The organism is Arthrobacter sp. Sr33 (assembly GCF_054511195.1).
The window spans coordinates 1-18,156 of sequence record NZ_JBTNDD010000012.1 but is presented as its reverse complement, the minus strand read 5'-3'; the positions used below and the strand labels follow the sequence as shown (position 1 = coordinate 18,156).

The window sequence follows — 18,156 nt, the reverse complement described above, 5'->3', positions numbered from 1 at the left end:
GGTTACTCTTCCTCTTCGCCGGTCTCTTCCGGCGTTGGGGTGGGCTCAGGGGTGTAACCACCCGGGACGTACTCCCGGTATTCCGCGAGGGTCCCGTCCAGGACAGGCACCCGCAGCTCGACGCTCTCCGAGTTGACGACAAAGTTCAGATCTACCAGGGCGCCGGGGATTTCGCTGACGCCCTCGAGCACTCCGTCATCGGTGGTCTCGTCTTCAAAGACCCATTTGCCCTCTGCGGGGACAGTGACGTCGACCGACGAGTTTTCGCCCTCGATGGTGAGCTGCACCGCTGAGTCTGAGGGATTGAACACCGTTCCGAGGATGGTGCCCGGCTCCCCTTCTTCGGAGGTGATGATCAGGATGTTGCGGAGTTCAAGCGGGCCCACCTCGTCGACGATCCCATCCGATGCTGCGTACTGGATGGTGGTGGCTTGCTCGCTCGTCACGCTGCAACCGGTGGCACCAAGGACAGCGACCAGAGCCGCACCGGCAGCCAGGCTTCGCTTCGCCCGGATGTGCTGCAGGGGATTGATTCGGTCACTCTTCACAGCGCAAACTCCTACGGGGGTCGATCAGCATGGGGGAACAGCTAGTTGAATCTCTCCCTACAGCCTATCGGGAAAATCGGCCCGATGATGGAGCACTGCAGCACCCGGACAACTCTTTCAGAGCGACGTGGATCACTTAAAGCCTCATTCGTCAAGGGGCGAATCATAGCCACCTATTTCCATAAGTCCCGGCTGACCTGCGAAAACACGCCTTGGGCGTGTCGAATTCGTGATAAACTGATCTGCGGGAAAGGGGAAAGTCCACATGGTTTTTGAGGTCGGCGAAACAGTAGTTTATCCTCACCACGGCGCAGCGAAGATCGAAGAGATCAAGATGCGCGTGATAAAGGGCGAAGAGAAAATGTATCTCAAGCTCAAGGTGGCGCAGGGTGATCTAACCATTGAAGTTCCAGCAGAAAACGTAGACCTCGTTGGGGTGCGCGACGTAGTGGGCAAAGAGGGTCTCCAGCATGTGTTCGATGTGCTGCGGGCCGAGTTCACTGAAGAGCCAACCAACTGGTCACGCCGCTACAAGGCAAACCTTGAAAAGCTTGCCTCGGGTGACGTGATCAAGGTTGCGGAAGTAGTCCGCGACCTGTGGCGCCGTGATCATGACCGTGGGTTGTCCGCAGGGGAGAAGAGGATGCTCGCCAAGGCGCGGCAGATTCTGATCTCCGAGCTGGCACTCGCAGAGAAAACCGACGAAGAGAAGGCCGCAAGCGTTCTCGATGAGGTTCTAGCTTCCTAATCGGTCTAACAACCGGGTTTGTTGAGGGGCCGCCCTGGTGGGCGGTCCCTTTTTCATGTCCTGGCATAGGGTAATCAGGTGTCAGAAACCAGTTCCCAGCTCGAATCCGCCCACGCGCAGGTCGGGGTCATCATTGTCGCCGGCGGCGCCGGACAGAGGCTGGGCCGCGGCATTCCCAAAGCCCAGGTGAAGTTTGCTGGCCGGAGCATCCTTGAACACGCACTCCAGGGGGTCCTCGACGCGGAGATCGCCGCCGAGATCTGTGTGGTCGTCCCAGCCGGAGACGTTGAGCTCCGCGCCGCCGTCGTCGGCGTCTCCTCCGAGACTCCCGTGCGAGTGGTTGACGGGGGTGCTTCACGACCCGATTCGGTGGCGGCCGGCCTCTCAGGTTTGGGATCAGGCATCGGCCTGGTCCTGGTCCATGACGCCGCCCGCGCGCTCACCCCGCCGATAGTTTTCCGCCGGGTGGTCGCCGCATTACGCGACGGCGCCGAAGCGGTTATTCCCGTCATCCCCGTGGTCGACACCATCAAAACTGTCGACTGCGGATTGGTCATCGACACCCCACCCCGCGACACTCTCCGCGCAGTCCAGACACCCCAGGGTTTCAACCTGGACACCCTCCGTCGCGCCCACCAGCAACCGGGGGCAGCAGTGACCGACGATGCCACGCTGATGGAACGGCTGGGCATCCCGGTACGGGTGGTGGAGGGGGCGGACGCCGCATTCAAAGTGACCACTGCCCAGGACCTCCTCCTCGCGGAAATTCTTGCCCAGACCCCGACAGGGAAGACCACACCATGATCCTGCCCCGCACCGGCATCGGCGTTGACGTGCACGCGTTTGCCCCCGTGGATGCACCCCGGCCGCTGTGGCTCGCGGGTCTGCTCTGGGACGGCGAACGTGGTCTGAGCGGCCATTCCGACGGCGACGCCGTGGCTCACGCCGCCGCGGACGCGCTCTTCTCCGCCGCGGGAGTCGGTGACCTCGGCACCCATTTCGGCACCGATCGCCCCGAATTCGCCGGCGCTTCGGGGGTCAGCCTGCTGACCGAAGCCGCGCGGATTGTGCGGGACGCCGGATTCGAGATCGGCAACGTTGCCGTGCAGCTGGTGGGGAACCGGCCCAAGTTCGCACCCCGCCGGGCCGAGGCGGAAGCAGTGCTCAGCGCCGCGATGGGGGGACCCGTTAGCGTGTCGGCAACCACCACCGACGGGCTCGGATTCACCGGAAAAGGCGAGGGCATCGCCGCGGTGGCGACCGCCGTCGTCGTCCGGGCGGGGGACGGCACCAGATCGGCCGCAGGGTGAAGCAAGCCACCGCGACCGGCTAATCTGGAGCGGTGAGCCTGAGATTCTATGACACCGCAACCGCCCAGACCCGCGACTTTATCCCCGTCAAGCAGGGCGAGGTAGGGCTGTACTACTGCGGTGCCACAGTGCAGGGGATGCCCCACGTAGGACATATCCGCTCGGCGATCGCATTCGACCAGCTCTCCCGCTGGCTGACCGCGAGCGGCTACCGGGTCACCACGGTCCGCAACGTCACCGATATCGACGACAAGATCCTGGCCCGCGCCCAGGAATCCGAGCACGACGACGCCCTCCCGCCCCAGTTACGCGGCGAACAGTGGTGGGCGCTGGCGTACCGCTACGAACTGGAATTCCAGCGGGCGTATGACACCCTCGGGGTGCGCCGCCCGACCTACGAACCACGCGCCACCGGTCACATCCCCGAAATGCACTCGTTGATCCAGTTGCTGATCGATCGGGGTCATGCCTACCCGGCGAACGACGAGTCGGGCGACGTCTACTTCGACGTTCGATCCTGGAAAGGGTACGGCTCGCTGACCCGGCAGAACATCGACGACATGCAGAGCGCCACGGATGTCGAGCCTGAGTTCGTCAACCGGAAACGGGATCCGCGCGACTTCGCCCTGTGGAAGGGGTGGAAGGAAGGCGAGCCCGAAACCGCTGCCTGGCCCAGCCCCTGGGGACTCGGTCGGCCGGGCTGGCACCTTGAATGCTCAGCGATGGTCACCAAGTACCTGGGTACCGAGTTCGACATCCACGGTGGCGGCCTGGACCTGCGGTTCCCGCATCACGAAAACGAGATGGCCCAGTCGCAGGCCGCCGGCCACACGTTTGCCAGGTACTGGATGCACAACGGCATGGTCACTTTCGAGGGCGAGAAGATGTCCAAGTCGATCGGCAACACGGTGAGCCCGGCTGACATGCTCGAACTGGCGAGCCCCCGCGTGGTCAGGTACTACTTGGGGCAGGCGCACTACCGGTCGGTGCTCGACTACCGTCCCACCTCCCTGCAGGAAGCGGGCGCCGCCGTGGAGCGCATCGACGGGTTCCTGGCGAAGGCCGCCGCCCGGGAGTTCCCGAACGGGCTCGGGTTCGTTTCCCCCGGTGCACCGGAAGCCTTCAGCGCCGCAATGAACGACGACCTCAACGTGCCCCAGGCACTCGCGGTCCTCCACGACACCGTGAGGGCCGGTAACACTGCCCTGGCCGCCGGGGACAGCGAAGCCACCAGAACGGCGTTCGTCGATGTGATGACCATGACCGGAATTCTGGGACTCGACGATGTTCAGGACCCCGGCAAGGGCCCACGCAGTCCCGAGCACAAGGCGCTGGACACCCTCATCACATCGCAACTGCTGCAGCGAACGATTGCCCGCGAAACGAAGGACTGGGCGCAGGCCGACGCCATCCGCGACGCCCTCACCAGTGCTGGCATTGTCATCGAGGACACCGCCGACGGTGCCGCCTGGACCCTGAAAAACTGACCAATCGCTTCGTCTCCCGGGTGACGGTGAAGTCTGCGGCGTTCCCCGCGTAAACTGAGGTGACAAATCTTCTACCCAAAGGTGTTTTCCCCATGGCCACTCACGGACGTCCCGGCGCTGTGCGCAAGAGCAAGAAGGGCCCCTCGGGCGGAACCGGCGGCCTAGGACGCAAGGCGCTTGAGGGTAAAGGTCCCACCCCAAAAGCGGAGGACCGGCCTTACCATAAGGCTCACAAGAGCAAGCAGCTTGCCGAGCGCTCAGCAGCCAAGCACTCCGGCAGCCGCAATCCGGGGTCGGCCCGCAACGCACGCGGCAAGGGCACCGAGGAGATGGTCACCGGACGCAACGCCGTGGTCGAGTCGCTCCGCGCCGGCATCCCAGCCAAGGCATTGCACGTGGCCATCCGGATCGAGATGGACGAGCGCATCCGCGAATCGCTGAAGCTCGCCACCGAGCGCGGCATCCCGCTGATGGAAACCGGCAAGACCGAACTGGACCGGATGGCTGACGGATCAGTGCACCAGGGCATCATGCTCCAGATCCCACCCTACGAATACGCTGACGCAGTCGATCTGGCCACCGAGACCATCCAGAAATGGAAAAAGGGCCACATCAACAACGCACCGTTGTTCGTCGCCCTGGACGGCATCACCGACCCCCGCAACCTCGGCGCGATCATCAGGTCCCTCTCTGCGTTCAGCGGCCACGGCGTCATCGTTCCGGAGCGCCGCTCGGTGGGGATGACCGCATCAGCATGGAAGACCAGTGCTGGCGCCGCAGTGCGTGTGCCAGTGGCGAAGGCCGGAAACCTGAACTCAACCCTCAAGTCGTTCAAAGAGAAGGGCATCTTTGTGTTGGGCCTCGACGGCGACGGCGACGTCTCCCTCCCGGATCTGACGCTTGGCCGCGAACCAGTGTGCCTGGTCGTCGGCTCCGAAGGTAAGGGCCTGTCACGGTTGGTGCGCGAGAACTGCGACCAGATCGTTTCAATCCCCATTGACTCGGCGATGGAATCGTTGAACGCCTCGATGGCTGTGGGCATCAGCCTGTACGAGATCTCGCGCCAGCGCTCCGCCTGACAGTCGCACGGACGGTATTCATAGATCATGAGCGTCTCCCTCGAAATCAGCCCTCCGTCCAGTGAGTTTCCCTTGGGCGTACACCGGTCCCGAGCGCCGCACAACCTGAACGTTGCGGTGTACGCGCCCGGCGTGTCAGCGCTTGCAGTGCACTTCCAGTCGCAGGACGGCAGCTGGCACGATGTCCCCCTGACCGATTACACCCACGGGGTGCACCACGGGGCAGTGGAGGGGCTCGCCGACTCTGTGAGATACGGTTTCTGGCCGGCCGGAACTGGCCAGCCGGAAACAGGTCAGCTGCTGCTGGATCCTTACGCCCGGGCCATCGACACCGTCGATACCGTCGATGGGCCGGTGTACTGGTCGGTCTACGTCGAGGACGGCGGATTCGACTGGGGTTCCTCGGCTCCACCGCGCACGCACTGGCGTGACACCGTGGTGTATGAGGCGCATGTCAAGGGGCTGACCCAGTTGCACCCAGACATTCCGGTCGAGCTCCGCGGCACCTATGCTGGCCTGGCACACCCGGTCATGATCGGCTACCTCAAGGCCCTAGGGATCACCGCAGTGGAACTGCTGCCGGTCCACTTCCATATCGACGAACCCCATCTGGGGCCCCTCGGGCTGACCAACTACTGGGGCTACAACACCCTCGGGTACTTCGCCCCGCACCCCTCCTACGCGACTGAGGCAGCCCGCAACGCCGGCCCACGGGCGGTCCAGGACGAGTTCAAGGGCATGGTCAAACTGCTCCACGAGGCTGGCCTCGAGGTCATCCTCGACGTGGTGTACAACCACACGGCCGAGGGTCCGCCAGACCTTCCGGCGCTGAGCTGGCGTGGACTGGGCGACGAGCAGTATTACCGGCACGGCGACCACGGCCGCTACCTGGACACCACGGGTTGCGGCAATACCCTGAATTTCGCGCACCCACGGGTCATCGCCCTGGCCCTGGACTCGTTGCGATACTGGGTGGAGGAATTCCACGTGGACGGATTTCGCTTCGACCTGGCAGTGTCGATGGCCCGGGACGAAACGCACACCTTCACCCCACGTCACCCCTTCCTGGTCGCTGTTGGCGCCGACCGCGCGCTGCGCGGTGTGAAGCTCATCGCCGAACCCTGGGATATTGGCATGGGCGGATGGCAGACCGGCAACTTCCCGCAGGGCTGGGCGGACTGGAATGACCGGTTCCGGGACACGGTCCGGGACTTCTGGCTCACCGACCAGGCCAGCCTGGCGGCGGGCGGCGCCGCCGGATCGGTGGCGCGCCTGGCTGGATGCCTGAGTGGATCGGCCGATGTGTTCGGGCCTTCAGGACGCACGTCCATTTCCAGCGTCAACCTGATCACCGCCCACGACGGGTTTACCCTCGCCGACCTCTCCTTGTACAGCCGCAAACACAATGAGGCCAACGGGGAGGAGAACCGTGACGGCCACAACGACAACCGCAGCTACAACCACGGCATGGAAGGCCCCACCGACCAGGAAGGCATCATTGCGGCGCGGGCCCAGACCTCCCGCAACCTTATGGCCACCCTCCTGTTGTCCCTCGGCGTCCCCATGATCACGGCCGGCGACGAGTTTGGGCGGTCCCAGCGCGGCAACAACAACGCCTACTGCCAGGACAACGAGCTGGCCTGGCTGCATTGGGGTCACGACGACGACGCACGCCACCTCCTCGACCACACGCGTTCCCTGCTCCGGATCCGTAAGGAGTTCCTGGCCCACCAGCCGCACAGCTATCCGGCCCGCGACGACAGCTCCTACCTGCACTGGTTCAACCCGGCCGGCACCACCATGACTGAGGAGCAGTGGCGTGACGAGGGTTCCCGGATCGTGCAGCTCCTCCTCGGCTCACCCAACGGCATCCTGGATGGCCTGGTGGTCATCAACGGCAGCAAGGATGACGCCAAGATCACCCTGCCAAGGCGGGAGGCACTCCAGGAGAGCGGGCTTCCCTCCATCACCAGGTTCGAGCTGCGCTACACCACCGCAGCGGACCAGGACCGTCGGCGCGGGGCGCAAATCGGCTCTGGGGAGACCGACGTCGTCCCCGCCAACTCGATCAGCGTCTACCGGGTCTAGCCGGCCACGCAAAAGCGGCAGCCACCCCAGGAAACTCTGGTGTGACTGCCGCTGATGCTAAGCAGGCGGTTAGCCTGCAAGCTGTGATTGCCCGAGCGGGCTGCTACGCGTTGGCGACCAGACCGAGCTCGGACTTCGACGCCAGGCTAACGTGCTTGGGCAGCACCCGCACCGTGTACCCGAAGGACCCCGAGTGGTCGATCGTGACGCCACCCGAGAACAGGTACCGTCCCGCGCCAAGGTTCTCGGACACGTCGAGGTCGGCCAGGGCCACCTCGCTGAGCTCGTCATTGTCCAGGGCCCGACCGTAAGCCACCTCGACGGCGACGTCGTCGGGGGATAGCGCGCCAAGTGAGACGTAGGCGTTGACCGTCAGCGGGTCCCCGATCTGTGGATCCTCGGCCACGCCAACCGAATCTACGTGCTCCACCTGGACAGCCGACCAACCGTCGTTGATCCGTGAACGCCAGGCGGCGGTGTGCTTGGCCGCCGTGTAGTCCGACTCAGCCGCCAGGCAACCGGCACGCCAGGCGGGCTGGTACAGGTGGCTGACGTAGTCCTGCAGCATCCGCTCAGCGGATACGGCCGGGCCAAGGTTGGCCATGGTGTGCTTGATCATGGCCACCCACTGGTGTGGCACCCCATCATGGGACAGCTCAGACGGTCCGGCAGCGCCGGCGCCCTCCGAACGTACCGTGCTGTAGAACCGGGGAGCCACCTGCTCCTCAAGAAGGTCATACAGGGCCGAGGCTTCAATGTCGTCGCGTTCCTCGGGGGACGCGTCGTTGTTCGCCGTGGGGATGGCCCAGCCGTTGTCGCCGTCGTACATTTCATCCCACCAGCCGTCAAGAACCGACAGGTTAAGGCCGCCGTTGATGGCCGACTTCATGCCCGACGTGCCGCAGGCCTCCAGCGGACGCAACGGGTTGTTCAACCAGACATCGCAGCCGGGGAACAGGGTGCGTGCCATGGCGATGTCGTAGTTCGGGAGGAACACGATCCGGTGCCGTACCTCCGGGTCGTCAGTGAACCGGACCAGATCCTGGATCATCCGCTTGCCCTGCTCATCAGCCGGGTGGGACTTGCCAGCGATGACCAGCTGGATGGGGTTGTCCGGGTGAAGCAGCAAGGCCTTGAGTCGACCCGGGTCCCTGAGCATCAAGGTCAACCGCTTGTACGTGGGTACCCGGCGGGCAAAACCAATGGTCAGCACGTCAGGATCGAGTACGTTGTTGGTCCATGCCAGCTCGGCGTCGGCCGCGCCACGCTTCTTCCAGGAGGAGCGGAGCCGCTGACGGACGTCGTCGATCAGGTTCGAACGCAGGCGGCGGCGGAGCGCCCAGATATCAGAGTCTTCCACGTCGTACACCTTGGACCACTGGGGATCCAGGACCGACTCGGCGCCGAAACGCTCCCGGGCGAAGTCAGCGATCAGCGGGTCAACCCAGGTGGGCACGTGCACACCGTTGGTGACCGACGAGATGGGGACCTCACTGGTGTCGAATCCTGGCCACAGCCCGGAGAACATGCCACGGGAGACCACGCCATGCAGTTTGGCGACGCCATTGGCGCGCTGTGCCAGGCGCAGGCCCATCACCGCCATGTTGAACTTGTTCGGATCGCCGTCAACGTAGTTCTCGGCCCCAAGGGTGAGGACCTTCGCCGTCGGAACCGACGGTGCCAGACCGGCGTCGAAGAAGTGCTCAATCTGGGATTTCTCGAACCGGTCGATTCCCGCGGGAACCGGGGTGTGCGTGGTGAACACCGTGCAGGACCGGCCCGCGGTGAGCGCTTCCTCCCAGCTCATCGGCGACGCGCTCGAGGGATCCATCAGTTCACGGATGCGCTCGATGCCGAGGAACCCGGCGTGACCCTCATTGGTGTGGAACACCTCGGGGGCCGGAGTGCCGGTCAGCCGTTCAAAGATACGCAGCGCTTTCACGCCACCCATGCCCAGCAGAAGTTCCTGCTGCAGACGCTGGTCGCCGCCGCCGCCGTACAGCCGGTCGGTGACGTTCCGGGCGGCCTCGTCGTTGCCCGCGACGTTGGAGTCAAGGAGCAGAAGTGGAACGCGGCCGACGTCTGCCCGCCAGATATGGGCGATCAGTTGGCGGCCAGCGGGAAGCGGCAAGACTACCTTCGCCGGGGTGCCGTCCTCCTCGCGGAGCAGGGTCAACGGCAGGCCGTCAGGATCGAGGACCGGGTAGGTTTCCTGCTGCCACGCATCCCGGGACAGCGACTGCTTGAAGTAGCCGGCCTGGTAAAGGAGTCCGACGCCGATCAGCGGGACACCAAGATCCGAGGCTGCTTTGAGGTGGTCGCCGGCGAGGATGCCGAGGCCACCTGAGTACTGGGGGAGGACGGCGCTGATGCCGTACTCGGGGGAGAAATAGGCGATGGACCGGGGTGCGTCGGCGCCGAGCGACTGGTACCAGCGGGGCTCGGAAAGGTACTGGTCCAGGTCGTCGCCGAGTTCCTGGATCCTCGCGACGAGACGTTCGTTGTCGGCGAGTTGGCTGAGCTGCTCACGGGTCACCGAGCCGAGGAAAGCGACGGGGTCCTGGCCGCTTGCCTCCCAGGCTGCTGGGTCAAGATCGTGGAATAAGCGGGTGGTCGGAAGATGCCACGACCAGCGCAAGTTGCCTGCTAGCTTGCCCAACGGGGCGATGCTTTCAGGGAGGACGGTACGGACTGTAAATCTGCGGATTGCCTTCACCGGGAAAGGCTAGCGTATTTTTCCCGGCGTAGGACCGCTGGAGGGTTCCGATGAGAGCAAGTGAGAGTAAACGTTTGCGTTGAGCCCCAACTCGACTGCAAAAAGCACTGATGTTACGTCCGCGCGCCTTAGCAATCTCGGCAAATACTCGCTAACGTCTAACGTGTGACGACTTCAATAGAGCCACCACGTAAGGGACGCACCGCCAGGAAGCCGATAGACAGGGCTGATCTGCGGTACGGACGAATTCCAATTACCAATATTTCTCCGGTTGTCGATGGTGGGGCCTTCCCCTCCAAAGCGATCCCTGGATCAGATATTGCGGTGGGCGCTACAGTCTTCCGGGAAGGGCACGACCAGCTTGGGGTATCAGCGGTCCTGCTCTCCGGTAAAGGCAAGGAAGTCCAGCGGGTGCGCTTGGCGCCGGTGGGCCAGGGGCTGGACCGGTATGAAGGTCTCCTCCGCCCCCCAGCTGTCGGCAACTACACCTTCGTCATCGAAGGGTGGGGTGACCTGTACGGCACCTGGCACCACAACGCTGAGGTGAAGATCGCGGCTGGAGTCGACGTCGAGCTGATGCTCGCCGAGGGCGCAGCCCTGTTCACTAACGCTGCGACGACCCGTAAGAGGAAGGACGCGGTGGTCTTCACCGAGGCCGCACGGGTCCTCGCCGACACTGAGCTCCCGATCGACGAGCGGCTTGCCGCAGGTGAGTCGGCGGCTATCCTCGCGGCCATCAGCCGGGAGCCCCTGCGTGACCTGGTGACCGTATCCCAGCCTTATCCGATCAAGGTCGAACGCGAACTTGCGGGACGTGCATCCTGGTACGAGTTCTTCCCCCGGTCCGAAGGCGCCACTTACGAGCCGGGGTCGGGCGCGTGGACCTCCGGCACCTTCGTCACCGCAGCCGACCGGCTACCCGCGGTCGCTGACATGGGATTCGACGTCGTCTACCTCCCGCCCATCCACCCGATCGGGCGCACCCACCGTAAGGGGCCCAACAACACCCTGACGGCTGGCCCCGAGGACCCGGGGTCGCCCTGGGCTATCGGCGCCGCTGAAGGTGGCCACGACGCGATCCACCCCGACCTCGGCACCTTCGATGACTTCGACGCCTTCGTGGCGCGGGCCAACGAACTGAACCTGGAAATTGCACTGGACCTGGCGCTTCAGGCTTCCCCTGACCATCCCTGGGTCACTTCACACCCAGAATGGTTCACCACTCGGGTGGATGGGTCGATTGCCTACGCGGAGAACCCTCCGAAGAAGTACCAGGACATCTACCCGATCAACTTCGACAACGATCCCGATGGCCTCTCCCGCGAAGTCCTCAGGATCGTCCTGCTGTGGATCAGCCACGGGGTGAAGATTTTCCGCGTCGACAACCCGCACACCAAACCGGTGGTGTTCTGGGAATGGCTGATCCGCGAAGTCAACCGGAAGCATCCCGACGTCGTTTTCCTCGCCGAGGCTTTCACCCGCCCGCCGATGATGCACGCCCTGGGCCGTGCCGGCTTCCAGCAGTCCTACACCTACTTCACCTGGCGCAACACCAAAACTGAGCTCGAAGAGTATTTCACCGAAGTCAGTAAGGTCAGCGCGCCATATTTCCGCCCCAACTTTTTCGTCAACACCCCCGATATCCTCACCGAGTTCCTTCAGTACGGCGGACCCGCGGGCTTCAAGATCCGTGCGGCCCTGGCAGCGATGGCCAGCCCACTCTGGGGTGTCTACGCCGGATACGAACTGTTTGAGCACGTGGCCAGGCCCGGTGCCGAGGAGTCGATCGACAACGAGAAATTCGAGTATCGTCCCCGCGACTTCAAGCGCGCCGAAGCCGAAGGCAGGAGTCTGGCGCCGTACCTCACCAGGCTGAACCACATCCGACGGGACCACCCGGCTTTGGGCGATCTCGAGAACCTGACCATTCACCACAGCTCGGACACGGAAACCCTGGTGTTCTCCAAGCACAAGGAGAACGTCGGCGGCGACAGTACAGTCAAAGACACCATCATCGTGGTGGTGAATCTTGACCCGCACGGGGCCAGGGAAAGTACAGTCTCCCTGAACCTCGATGCGCTGTCCCTCGATCCCGAGGACTGCAATGAGGACGGTACCTTCTGGGTGGACGATCTCATCACCGGCCAGAGTTGGGTCTGGGGCACCCACAACTACGTCAGGCTGGATCCGCATGTGGAACCAGCACACATCCTTTACCTCAGGAGGAAGCCCTAGTGGCCAACCCGTTTCAACTCAACGCACCCGGTCTCGCGCATGACCCACACTGGTACCGCAAGGCCGTATTTTACGAAGTTCTGGTGCGCGGGTTCGCGGATGCGAACGGCGATGGCTCTGGCGATTTCTCCGGACTGATCGACAAACTGGATTATCTGCAGTGGCTTGGCGTCGATTGCCTGTGGCTGCCACCGTTCTTCAAGTCGCCCCTGCGCGACGGTGGCTACGACATCGCCGACTACTACAACGTCCTCGATGAGTTCGGCACCATCAGTGATTTCAAGCGTCTGGTCGCCGAGGCACACGCCCGCGGCGTCCGCGTCATCATCGACCTGCCGCTGAACCACACCTCGGACAAGCACCACTGGTTCGAGGAGTCCCGAAACGACCCCGACGGCCCCTACGGCGACTTCTACGTCTGGAGCGACACCGACGAGAAGTACGAGGACGCGCGGATCATCTTCGTGGATACCGAGGAGTCCAACTGGACCTTCGACCCCGTCCGCCGGCAGTTCTTCTGGCACCGGTTCTTCTCCCACCAGCCGGACCTGAACTTCGAAAACCCCAAGGTTATCGAAGCGCTCTTCGACGTGGTGAAGTTCTGGCTGGACCAGGGCATTGATGGTTTCCGCGCGGATGCCATCCCTTACCTCTTCGAGGAGGAAGGGACCAACTGCGAGAACCTGCCGCAGACCCACGCCTTCCTCAAGGACCTGCGCACCATGGTCGACGAGAACTATCCCGGCCGGATCATCGTCGCCGAAGCAAACCAGCTGCCCGAGGAGGTTGTCGAGTACTTCGGCGACGCCGAGGGGCCGGAATGCCACATGTGCTTCCACTTCCCGATCATGCCCAAGCTCTTCTACGCCCTGCGGGACCAGAAGGCCGGACCAATCATCGAGACGATGGCCGAAACGCCGAACATTCCCGCTGGCGCCCAGTGGGGTACCTTCCTCAGGAATCATGACGAGCTCACCCTCGAAATGGTCACCAACGAGGAACGCGAAGCGATGCTCGGTTGGTACGCGCCGGACTCAAGGATGCGTGCCAACGTCGGTATCCGCCGTCGTCTGTCGCCGCTCCTGGACAACTCGCGGGCCGAAGTTGAACTGATTCACGCACTGCTGCTGTCCCTGCCTGGCAGCCCGTTCCTCTACTACGGGGATGAAATCGGGATGGGCGACAACATCTGGCTTGAGGATCGTGACGCGTCGCGGACCCCCATGCAATGGAACCCCGACCGTAACGCCGGGTTCTCGACGGCTGACCCCGGGAAGCTCTACCTCCCCGTCGTCCAGTCGCTGGTCTACCACTACAACCACGTCAACGTTGAGGCACAGCTGGCCAGTTCAAGCTCGCTGCTGCACTGGATGCGCCAGATGCTTGCAGTGCGCCGGACCCGCCCGGCCTTCGGCCTGGGTTCGTACCGCAACGTGCCCACCGAAGCTGAGTCGGTGCTGGCCTTCATCCGTGAGGTGGAGGTCGATAATGCCGAAGGCGAGCAGCCAGAGGTGCTGTTGTGCGTGTTCAACCTGTCGCAACACCCGGTTGCCGCGCAGCTGAACCTGCCGGAATATGCCGGACGGGGTCTGCGGGACCTCTTCGGTGGCACGCCGTTCCCGACCTTCGGCGACGACGGTGCACTCACCCTGACGCTCGGAAGCCACGATTTCTACTGGCTCCGTCTCCGCTCAGCCAGCTCAAACACTGCTTCACCGCTTACTGAAGCCCTGCCAATAATTCAAGCCCCGGAGGCCGTAAAGTAATGCCCAAACTGACGCCGACCTTTCCAGAACTCCTCACTTCATGGCTACCGAATCAGCGGTGGTTCCCTGCCAGAGGCCGCGAGTTTGAACTTCGAAGGGTCGGCGGCATCCGGCTGGAGGATCCAGCCGGTGCGGTGGGCCTTGACGTTCACCTGATTGCCGTCGATTCCGGCCACCGGAGGGACATCGTCCAGATCCCGTTGAGCTACCGCGACGCACCCTTGAAAGGCGCGGAAGATGCGCTGATCGGCGAGGCGGAGCACACCGAATTGGGGCACCGCTGGATCTACGACGCCACCCATGACCCGGTATTCGTGACGGCCTGGGTTGAATTGATGCGCTCGGGCGGTGTCACCGAGGACGGCCGGACCAGGGGTTACCCGATGGAATCGTTCGCCTCGGCTAAACGGTTCGACAAGCCACTTCCGCTGACCGTTCTCAAGGGCGAACAATCAAACACCTCTGTCGTGGTGCGTACGCCGGCCGGCTCGATGATCGTGAAATTCTTCCGGGTGCTGGCACCGGGGGAAAGCCCCGACGTTCAGGTCAGCGCCAAGCTCACCGATGCCGGATCCGTCGATGTGCCCACCACGTTCGGGTGGGTCACCGGCAGCTGGGAGGACACGGGAGCCGGGGAGAAGCAGTGGTTGACCGGTCACCTCAGCGTCCTGCGGGATTTCATCGACAACAGCACCGACGCCTGGCGGACCGCCTCGGTTGCGGCCGCTTCGAACACCGATTTCACTGCGGAGGCGTCCGAACTGGGCCGGGTGACCGGGCGTATCCACGCGCAGTTGGCCGCTGCGTTCGGAAGCCGGGCAGCAAGCGACGTCGAACGCGGCGAATTCATCGAGACCCTGGTGCAGCGCATCGAATGGGCCTGGCAGGAAGCACACGACGTCGTTGGGCCGCTCGAGTCCGAGGTGGCCAAGGTTATTGAGCGGGTCCGCAGTGTGCAGACGCTCCCCGATCTTCAGCGCATCCACGCCGACTACCATCTGGGACAGGTTCTCAACGCACCTGACGGGTCTTGGCTGGTGCTCGACTTTGAGGGCGAACCACTGCGTCCCGCCGCGGAGCGCAGCGTCCCCGATGTGGTGCTGCGCGACGTCGTCGGGATGATGCGTTCGCTCGAGTATGCCGGTGCGGCAGCAGCCCATGGCAACGACGCCGCGACCGCCGACGCCGACCAGTGGACCGCGGCCGCGGGTGCCGCTTTCGCGGCTGGTTATCAGGACCAGACCGGGACGCTGGTTGACCCAGCAGATCCGCTCTTCCTCGCACTGTGGCTGGATAAGGCCCTGTACGAAGTGGTCTACGAGCTACGCAACCGGCCGGACTGGGTCGACATCCCGGTCCGTGACGTGCGCCGCGCCCTGACCGGGTCCACCAGCGCCACGCAGGAAACGCCATCATCTGCCGTTTCGCCGCCGCTAACCGCGGGGCCCGTGGACCCGGTAGTGGCCGTCGACGCCGTCGTTGGTTCTGATCCAGTCTTTAGTTCTGACACGGTCGCCGGTACGGACGCCGTCACCACCTCACCGGGGCGGATCGAACATTCAATCGACATCCTGCAACCAGTGTCGGAGGGCCGCTACCACCAGCCGCATGCTGTGCTGGGCGCACACCTCGACGGGCACGGGCTGGTCACTATCCGCACCCTCCGACGTCTCGCGCAGCGCGTCACCGTGGTGACCGGCAGCGGTCGCGTCGAATTGGAGCATGAACACAACGGCATCTGGGTTGGCACCCTTGCAGCGGAGATCGCCGGGCACGTCCCGGACTACCGCCTCGAAGTGACGTACGACGGTGAGCCGCAGATTGTCGATGATCCGTACCGGTTCCTCCCCACGCTGGGCGAAATCGACATGCACCTCCTGGCGGAGGGGCGGCACGAAACGCTGTGGACTGCGCTCGGCGCGCACGTCCGCCACTACACATCCGTGCTGGGCGACATCAATGGCGTCAGCTTCGCCGTTTGGGCGCCCAATGCCCAGGCCGTTCGCGTCAAAGCGGACTTCAATGGGTGGGACGGCTCAATCAACGCGATGCGTGCGCTGGGCAGTTCGGGGTTCTGGGAGATCTTCATTCCCGGGGCTGTCGCGGGTTCGCGGTACAAGTTCGAAATCCTCGGCAGCGACGGGCATTGGCGTGAGAAGGCCGACCCGATGGCCCGCGGTACCGAAATCCCGCCCCTCACCGGCTCGCGTGTGGTCGAGTCGAGGTACACCTTCCAGGACGACGAATGGATGACCGCGCGGGCTGCAGCAGATCCGCACAACGGTCCCATGAGCGTCTACGAGGTGCACCTTGGTTCCTGGCGGGTGGGTCTTGACTACCGGGAATTGGCCGAGCAGCTCACCGAGTATGTTCAGTGGCAGGGCTTCACCCACGTTGAAATGATGCCCGTCGCCGAACACCCCTTCGGTGGCTCCTGGGGTTACCAGGTGACCTCGTACTATGCGCCGACGTCGCGCTTCGGTCACCCCGACGACTTCAAGTACCTGGTGGATAAACTGCACCAGGCCGGGATCGGCGTCATCATGGACTGGGTTCCAGCGCACTTCCCCAAGGATGAGTTCGCGTTGGCGAAGTTCGACGGCGGGACCCTTTACGAGCACGGCGATCCCTTCCTTGGTGAGCACCCCGATTGGGGAACCCTGATCTTCGACTTCGGTCGTCGCGAAGTACGGAACTTCCTGGTCGCCAATGCCCTCTACTGGCTAGAGGAATTCCACATTGACGGGCTGCGCGTGGACGCCGTCGCATCGATGCTTTATCTGGACTACTCCCGCGAAGAAGGCCAATGGACGCCGAACCGTCTGGGTGGCAGGGAAAACCTTGAAGCGATTGACTTCCTTCAGGAGGTCAATGCAACCGCCTACAAGCGGGTGCCTGGCGTCGTGATGATCGCGGAGGAATCGACGTCCTTCCCCGGGGTCACCCGCGCCACCAGCGGAGGCGGCCTCGGATTCGGGCTGAAGTGGAACATGGGCTGGATGAATGACTCGTTGGAGTACATGGCTGAAGACCCGGTAAACCGTGGCTACCACCACGGCAAGGCCACCTTCTCCATGGTGTATGCCTACACCGAGAACTTCCTGCTGCCGATCAGCCATGACGAAGTTGTGCACGGCAAGGGATCGCTGCTGCGGAAGATGCCGGGTGACCGGTGGCAGCAGCTCGCCAGCGTGCGCGCCTACCTGGCGTTCCAGTGGGCGCACCCCGGTAAGCAGCTGATCTTCATGGGCACTGAGTACGCCCAGGAATCTGAGTGGTCGGAGCAGTACGGTCTCGATTGGTGGCTTTCGGACACCCCTGCGCACAAGGGCGTCCAACATTTGGTGCGGTCCCTGAACGGGATCTATCGAAACACGCCGGCGCTATATGTCCGGGACAACGATCCGTCAGGGTTCCAGTGGATTGATGAGAACGACGGCGCCCGCAACACCCTGTCCTTCATCCGCTGGGATGGCCAAGGCAATCCGCTGGTTTGCATTGCTAACTTCGCCGGAGCGCCCCATGAAGGATTCAGGGTGGGGCTGCCCTGGTCGGGGGACTGGGAAGAGGTGCTCAACACGGATGCTGAAGAGTTTGGCGGTTCAGGTGTTGGCAACCTTGGCGGAGTAACAGCTGTCGAAGGACCATGCAGCGGGCAGCCTGCTTATGCTGACCTGCGGGTTCCACCGTTGGGCGTCGTGTATTTGGCTCCAAAAAAGCCTTAGATCCGCGCGGGGCCGGGCATTTTGCACCCGGCCCCGAGGGCGATTTACAACTTCGGCAGAAGGGTGCTAGAGTTTATATCCGCGCTGGTCGAGGGAATTGACCGGCTGACAACCACCAGAACTACGGTTCGTCTCTAGCGCAGTATGGCTCAGGGATTGGAAGATCAGCCGATTTGACCTGAAGATGATCAGCCGGTAAGTTTGAAAAGTTGCTCCGGAGCGATGATGGAACTGTTTGGTTCTGTTTGGTGCCGGGTGTGTCTGTTGTTTGAGAACTCAATAGTGTGCCATGTTTGTTGATACCGATTGTTTTATTGATTGGTTGAATTTGGCTGCATAGCATCACCCCGTGGTGTTGTGTGGTTGTTTTTGGCTGGTTTCGAATTTTGCGCGTGCCTGTTTACTGGTTTTTCCTGGTGGTGGGTGCGTGTCTGTAATGCATTTACGGAGAGTT

General features: G+C 63.3%; 11 protein-coding genes. 9 read left to right on the top strand and 2 right to left on the bottom strand.

Translation table 11 applies throughout. The features are described 5' to 3' along the window. Positions 1-2 precede the first annotated feature (2 nt). Positions 3-548 (bottom strand): hypothetical protein, encoded by a 546-nt coding sequence (locus ACX80T_RS14605; RefSeq protein WP_019482364.1) that lies wholly within the window; start codon positions 546-548, stop codon positions 3-5. 265 nt (positions 549-813) lie between these two features. Here ACX80T_RS14605 and ACX80T_RS14600 point away from each other — a divergent pair, with 265 nt between their 5' ends. The 6 genes from ACX80T_RS14600 (at position 814) to glgX (ending at position 7,260) form a co-directional block, all read left to right on the top strand. Continuing rightward, the gene (locus tag ACX80T_RS14600) at positions 814-1,296 is read left to right on the top strand and encodes a CarD family transcriptional regulator (protein ID WP_019482365.1); all 483 of its coding nucleotides are present in this window, start codon (positions 814-816) and stop codon (positions 1,294-1,296) included. Positions 1,297-1,374: 78 nt separating this feature from the next. After that, complete coding sequence (gene ispD, locus ACX80T_RS14595) at positions 1,375-2,100, top strand: 2-C-methyl-D-erythritol 4-phosphate cytidylyltransferase (protein ID WP_459304798.1); 726 nt, start codon at positions 1,375-1,377, stop codon at positions 2,098-2,100. Then, positions 2,097-2,606 (top strand): 2-C-methyl-D-erythritol 2,4-cyclodiphosphate synthase, encoded by a 510-nt coding sequence (gene ispF, locus ACX80T_RS14590; protein WP_459304797.1) that lies wholly within the window; start codon positions 2,097-2,099, stop codon positions 2,604-2,606. Before ispD ends, ispF begins: the two co-directional genes overlap by 4 nt. Positions 2,607-2,638: 32 nt before the next feature. After that, a complete protein-coding gene (cysS, locus tag ACX80T_RS14585) occupies positions 2,639-4,093 on the top strand; it encodes a cysteine--tRNA ligase (protein ID WP_459304796.1) in 1,455 nt (484 codons plus the stop codon). A gap of 92 nt (positions 4,094-4,185) precedes the next feature. Then, a complete protein-coding gene (rlmB, locus tag ACX80T_RS14580) occupies positions 4,186-5,172 on the top strand; it encodes a 23S rRNA (guanosine(2251)-2'-O)-methyltransferase RlmB (protein ID WP_459304795.1) in 987 nt (328 codons plus the stop codon). 27 nt (positions 5,173-5,199) lie between these two features. Next, on the top strand, positions 5,200-7,260 hold the full coding sequence (glgX, locus tag ACX80T_RS14575) for a glycogen debranching protein GlgX (protein WP_459304794.1): 2,061 nt from the start codon (positions 5,200-5,202) through the stop codon (positions 7,258-7,260). 103 nt (positions 7,261-7,363) lie between these two features. On the opposite strand, the gene glgP is transcribed toward glgX, so the two are convergent. Beyond that, the gene (glgP, locus tag ACX80T_RS14570; RefSeq protein ID WP_459304793.1) at positions 7,364-9,976 is read right to left on the bottom strand and encodes an alpha-glucan family phosphorylase; all 2,613 of its coding nucleotides are present in this window, start codon (positions 9,974-9,976) and stop codon (positions 7,364-7,366) included. 177 nt (positions 9,977-10,153) lie between these two features. On the opposite strand from glgP, the gene ACX80T_RS14565 reads away from it, so the two are divergent. Genes ACX80T_RS14565 through glgB form a run of 3 tightly spaced genes read left to right on the top strand, consistent with a single transcriptional unit; the run spans position 10,154 to position 17,702 of the window. Continuing rightward, positions 10,154-12,211: an alpha-1,4-glucan--maltose-1-phosphate maltosyltransferase gene (locus ACX80T_RS14565; RefSeq protein ID WP_459304829.1), complete on the top strand. Its 2,058-nt coding sequence runs from the start codon at positions 10,154-10,156 to the stop codon at positions 12,209-12,211. Continuing rightward, on the top strand, positions 12,211-13,977 hold the full coding sequence (gene treS / locus ACX80T_RS14560; RefSeq protein ID WP_019482373.1) for a maltose alpha-D-glucosyltransferase: 1,767 nt from the start codon (positions 12,211-12,213) through the stop codon (positions 13,975-13,977). The genes ACX80T_RS14565 and treS overlap by 1 nt, the downstream gene beginning before the upstream one ends. Continuing rightward, positions 13,977-17,702 carry a 1,4-alpha-glucan branching protein GlgB gene (gene glgB, locus ACX80T_RS14555; RefSeq protein WP_024475704.1) on the top strand — a complete coding sequence of 1,242 codons (3,726 nt, stop codon included), beginning with the start codon at positions 13,977-13,979 and terminating at the stop codon, positions 17,700-17,702. The genes treS and glgB overlap by 1 nt, the downstream gene beginning before the upstream one ends. The last annotated feature ends 454 nt before the right edge of the window (positions 17,703-18,156 follow it).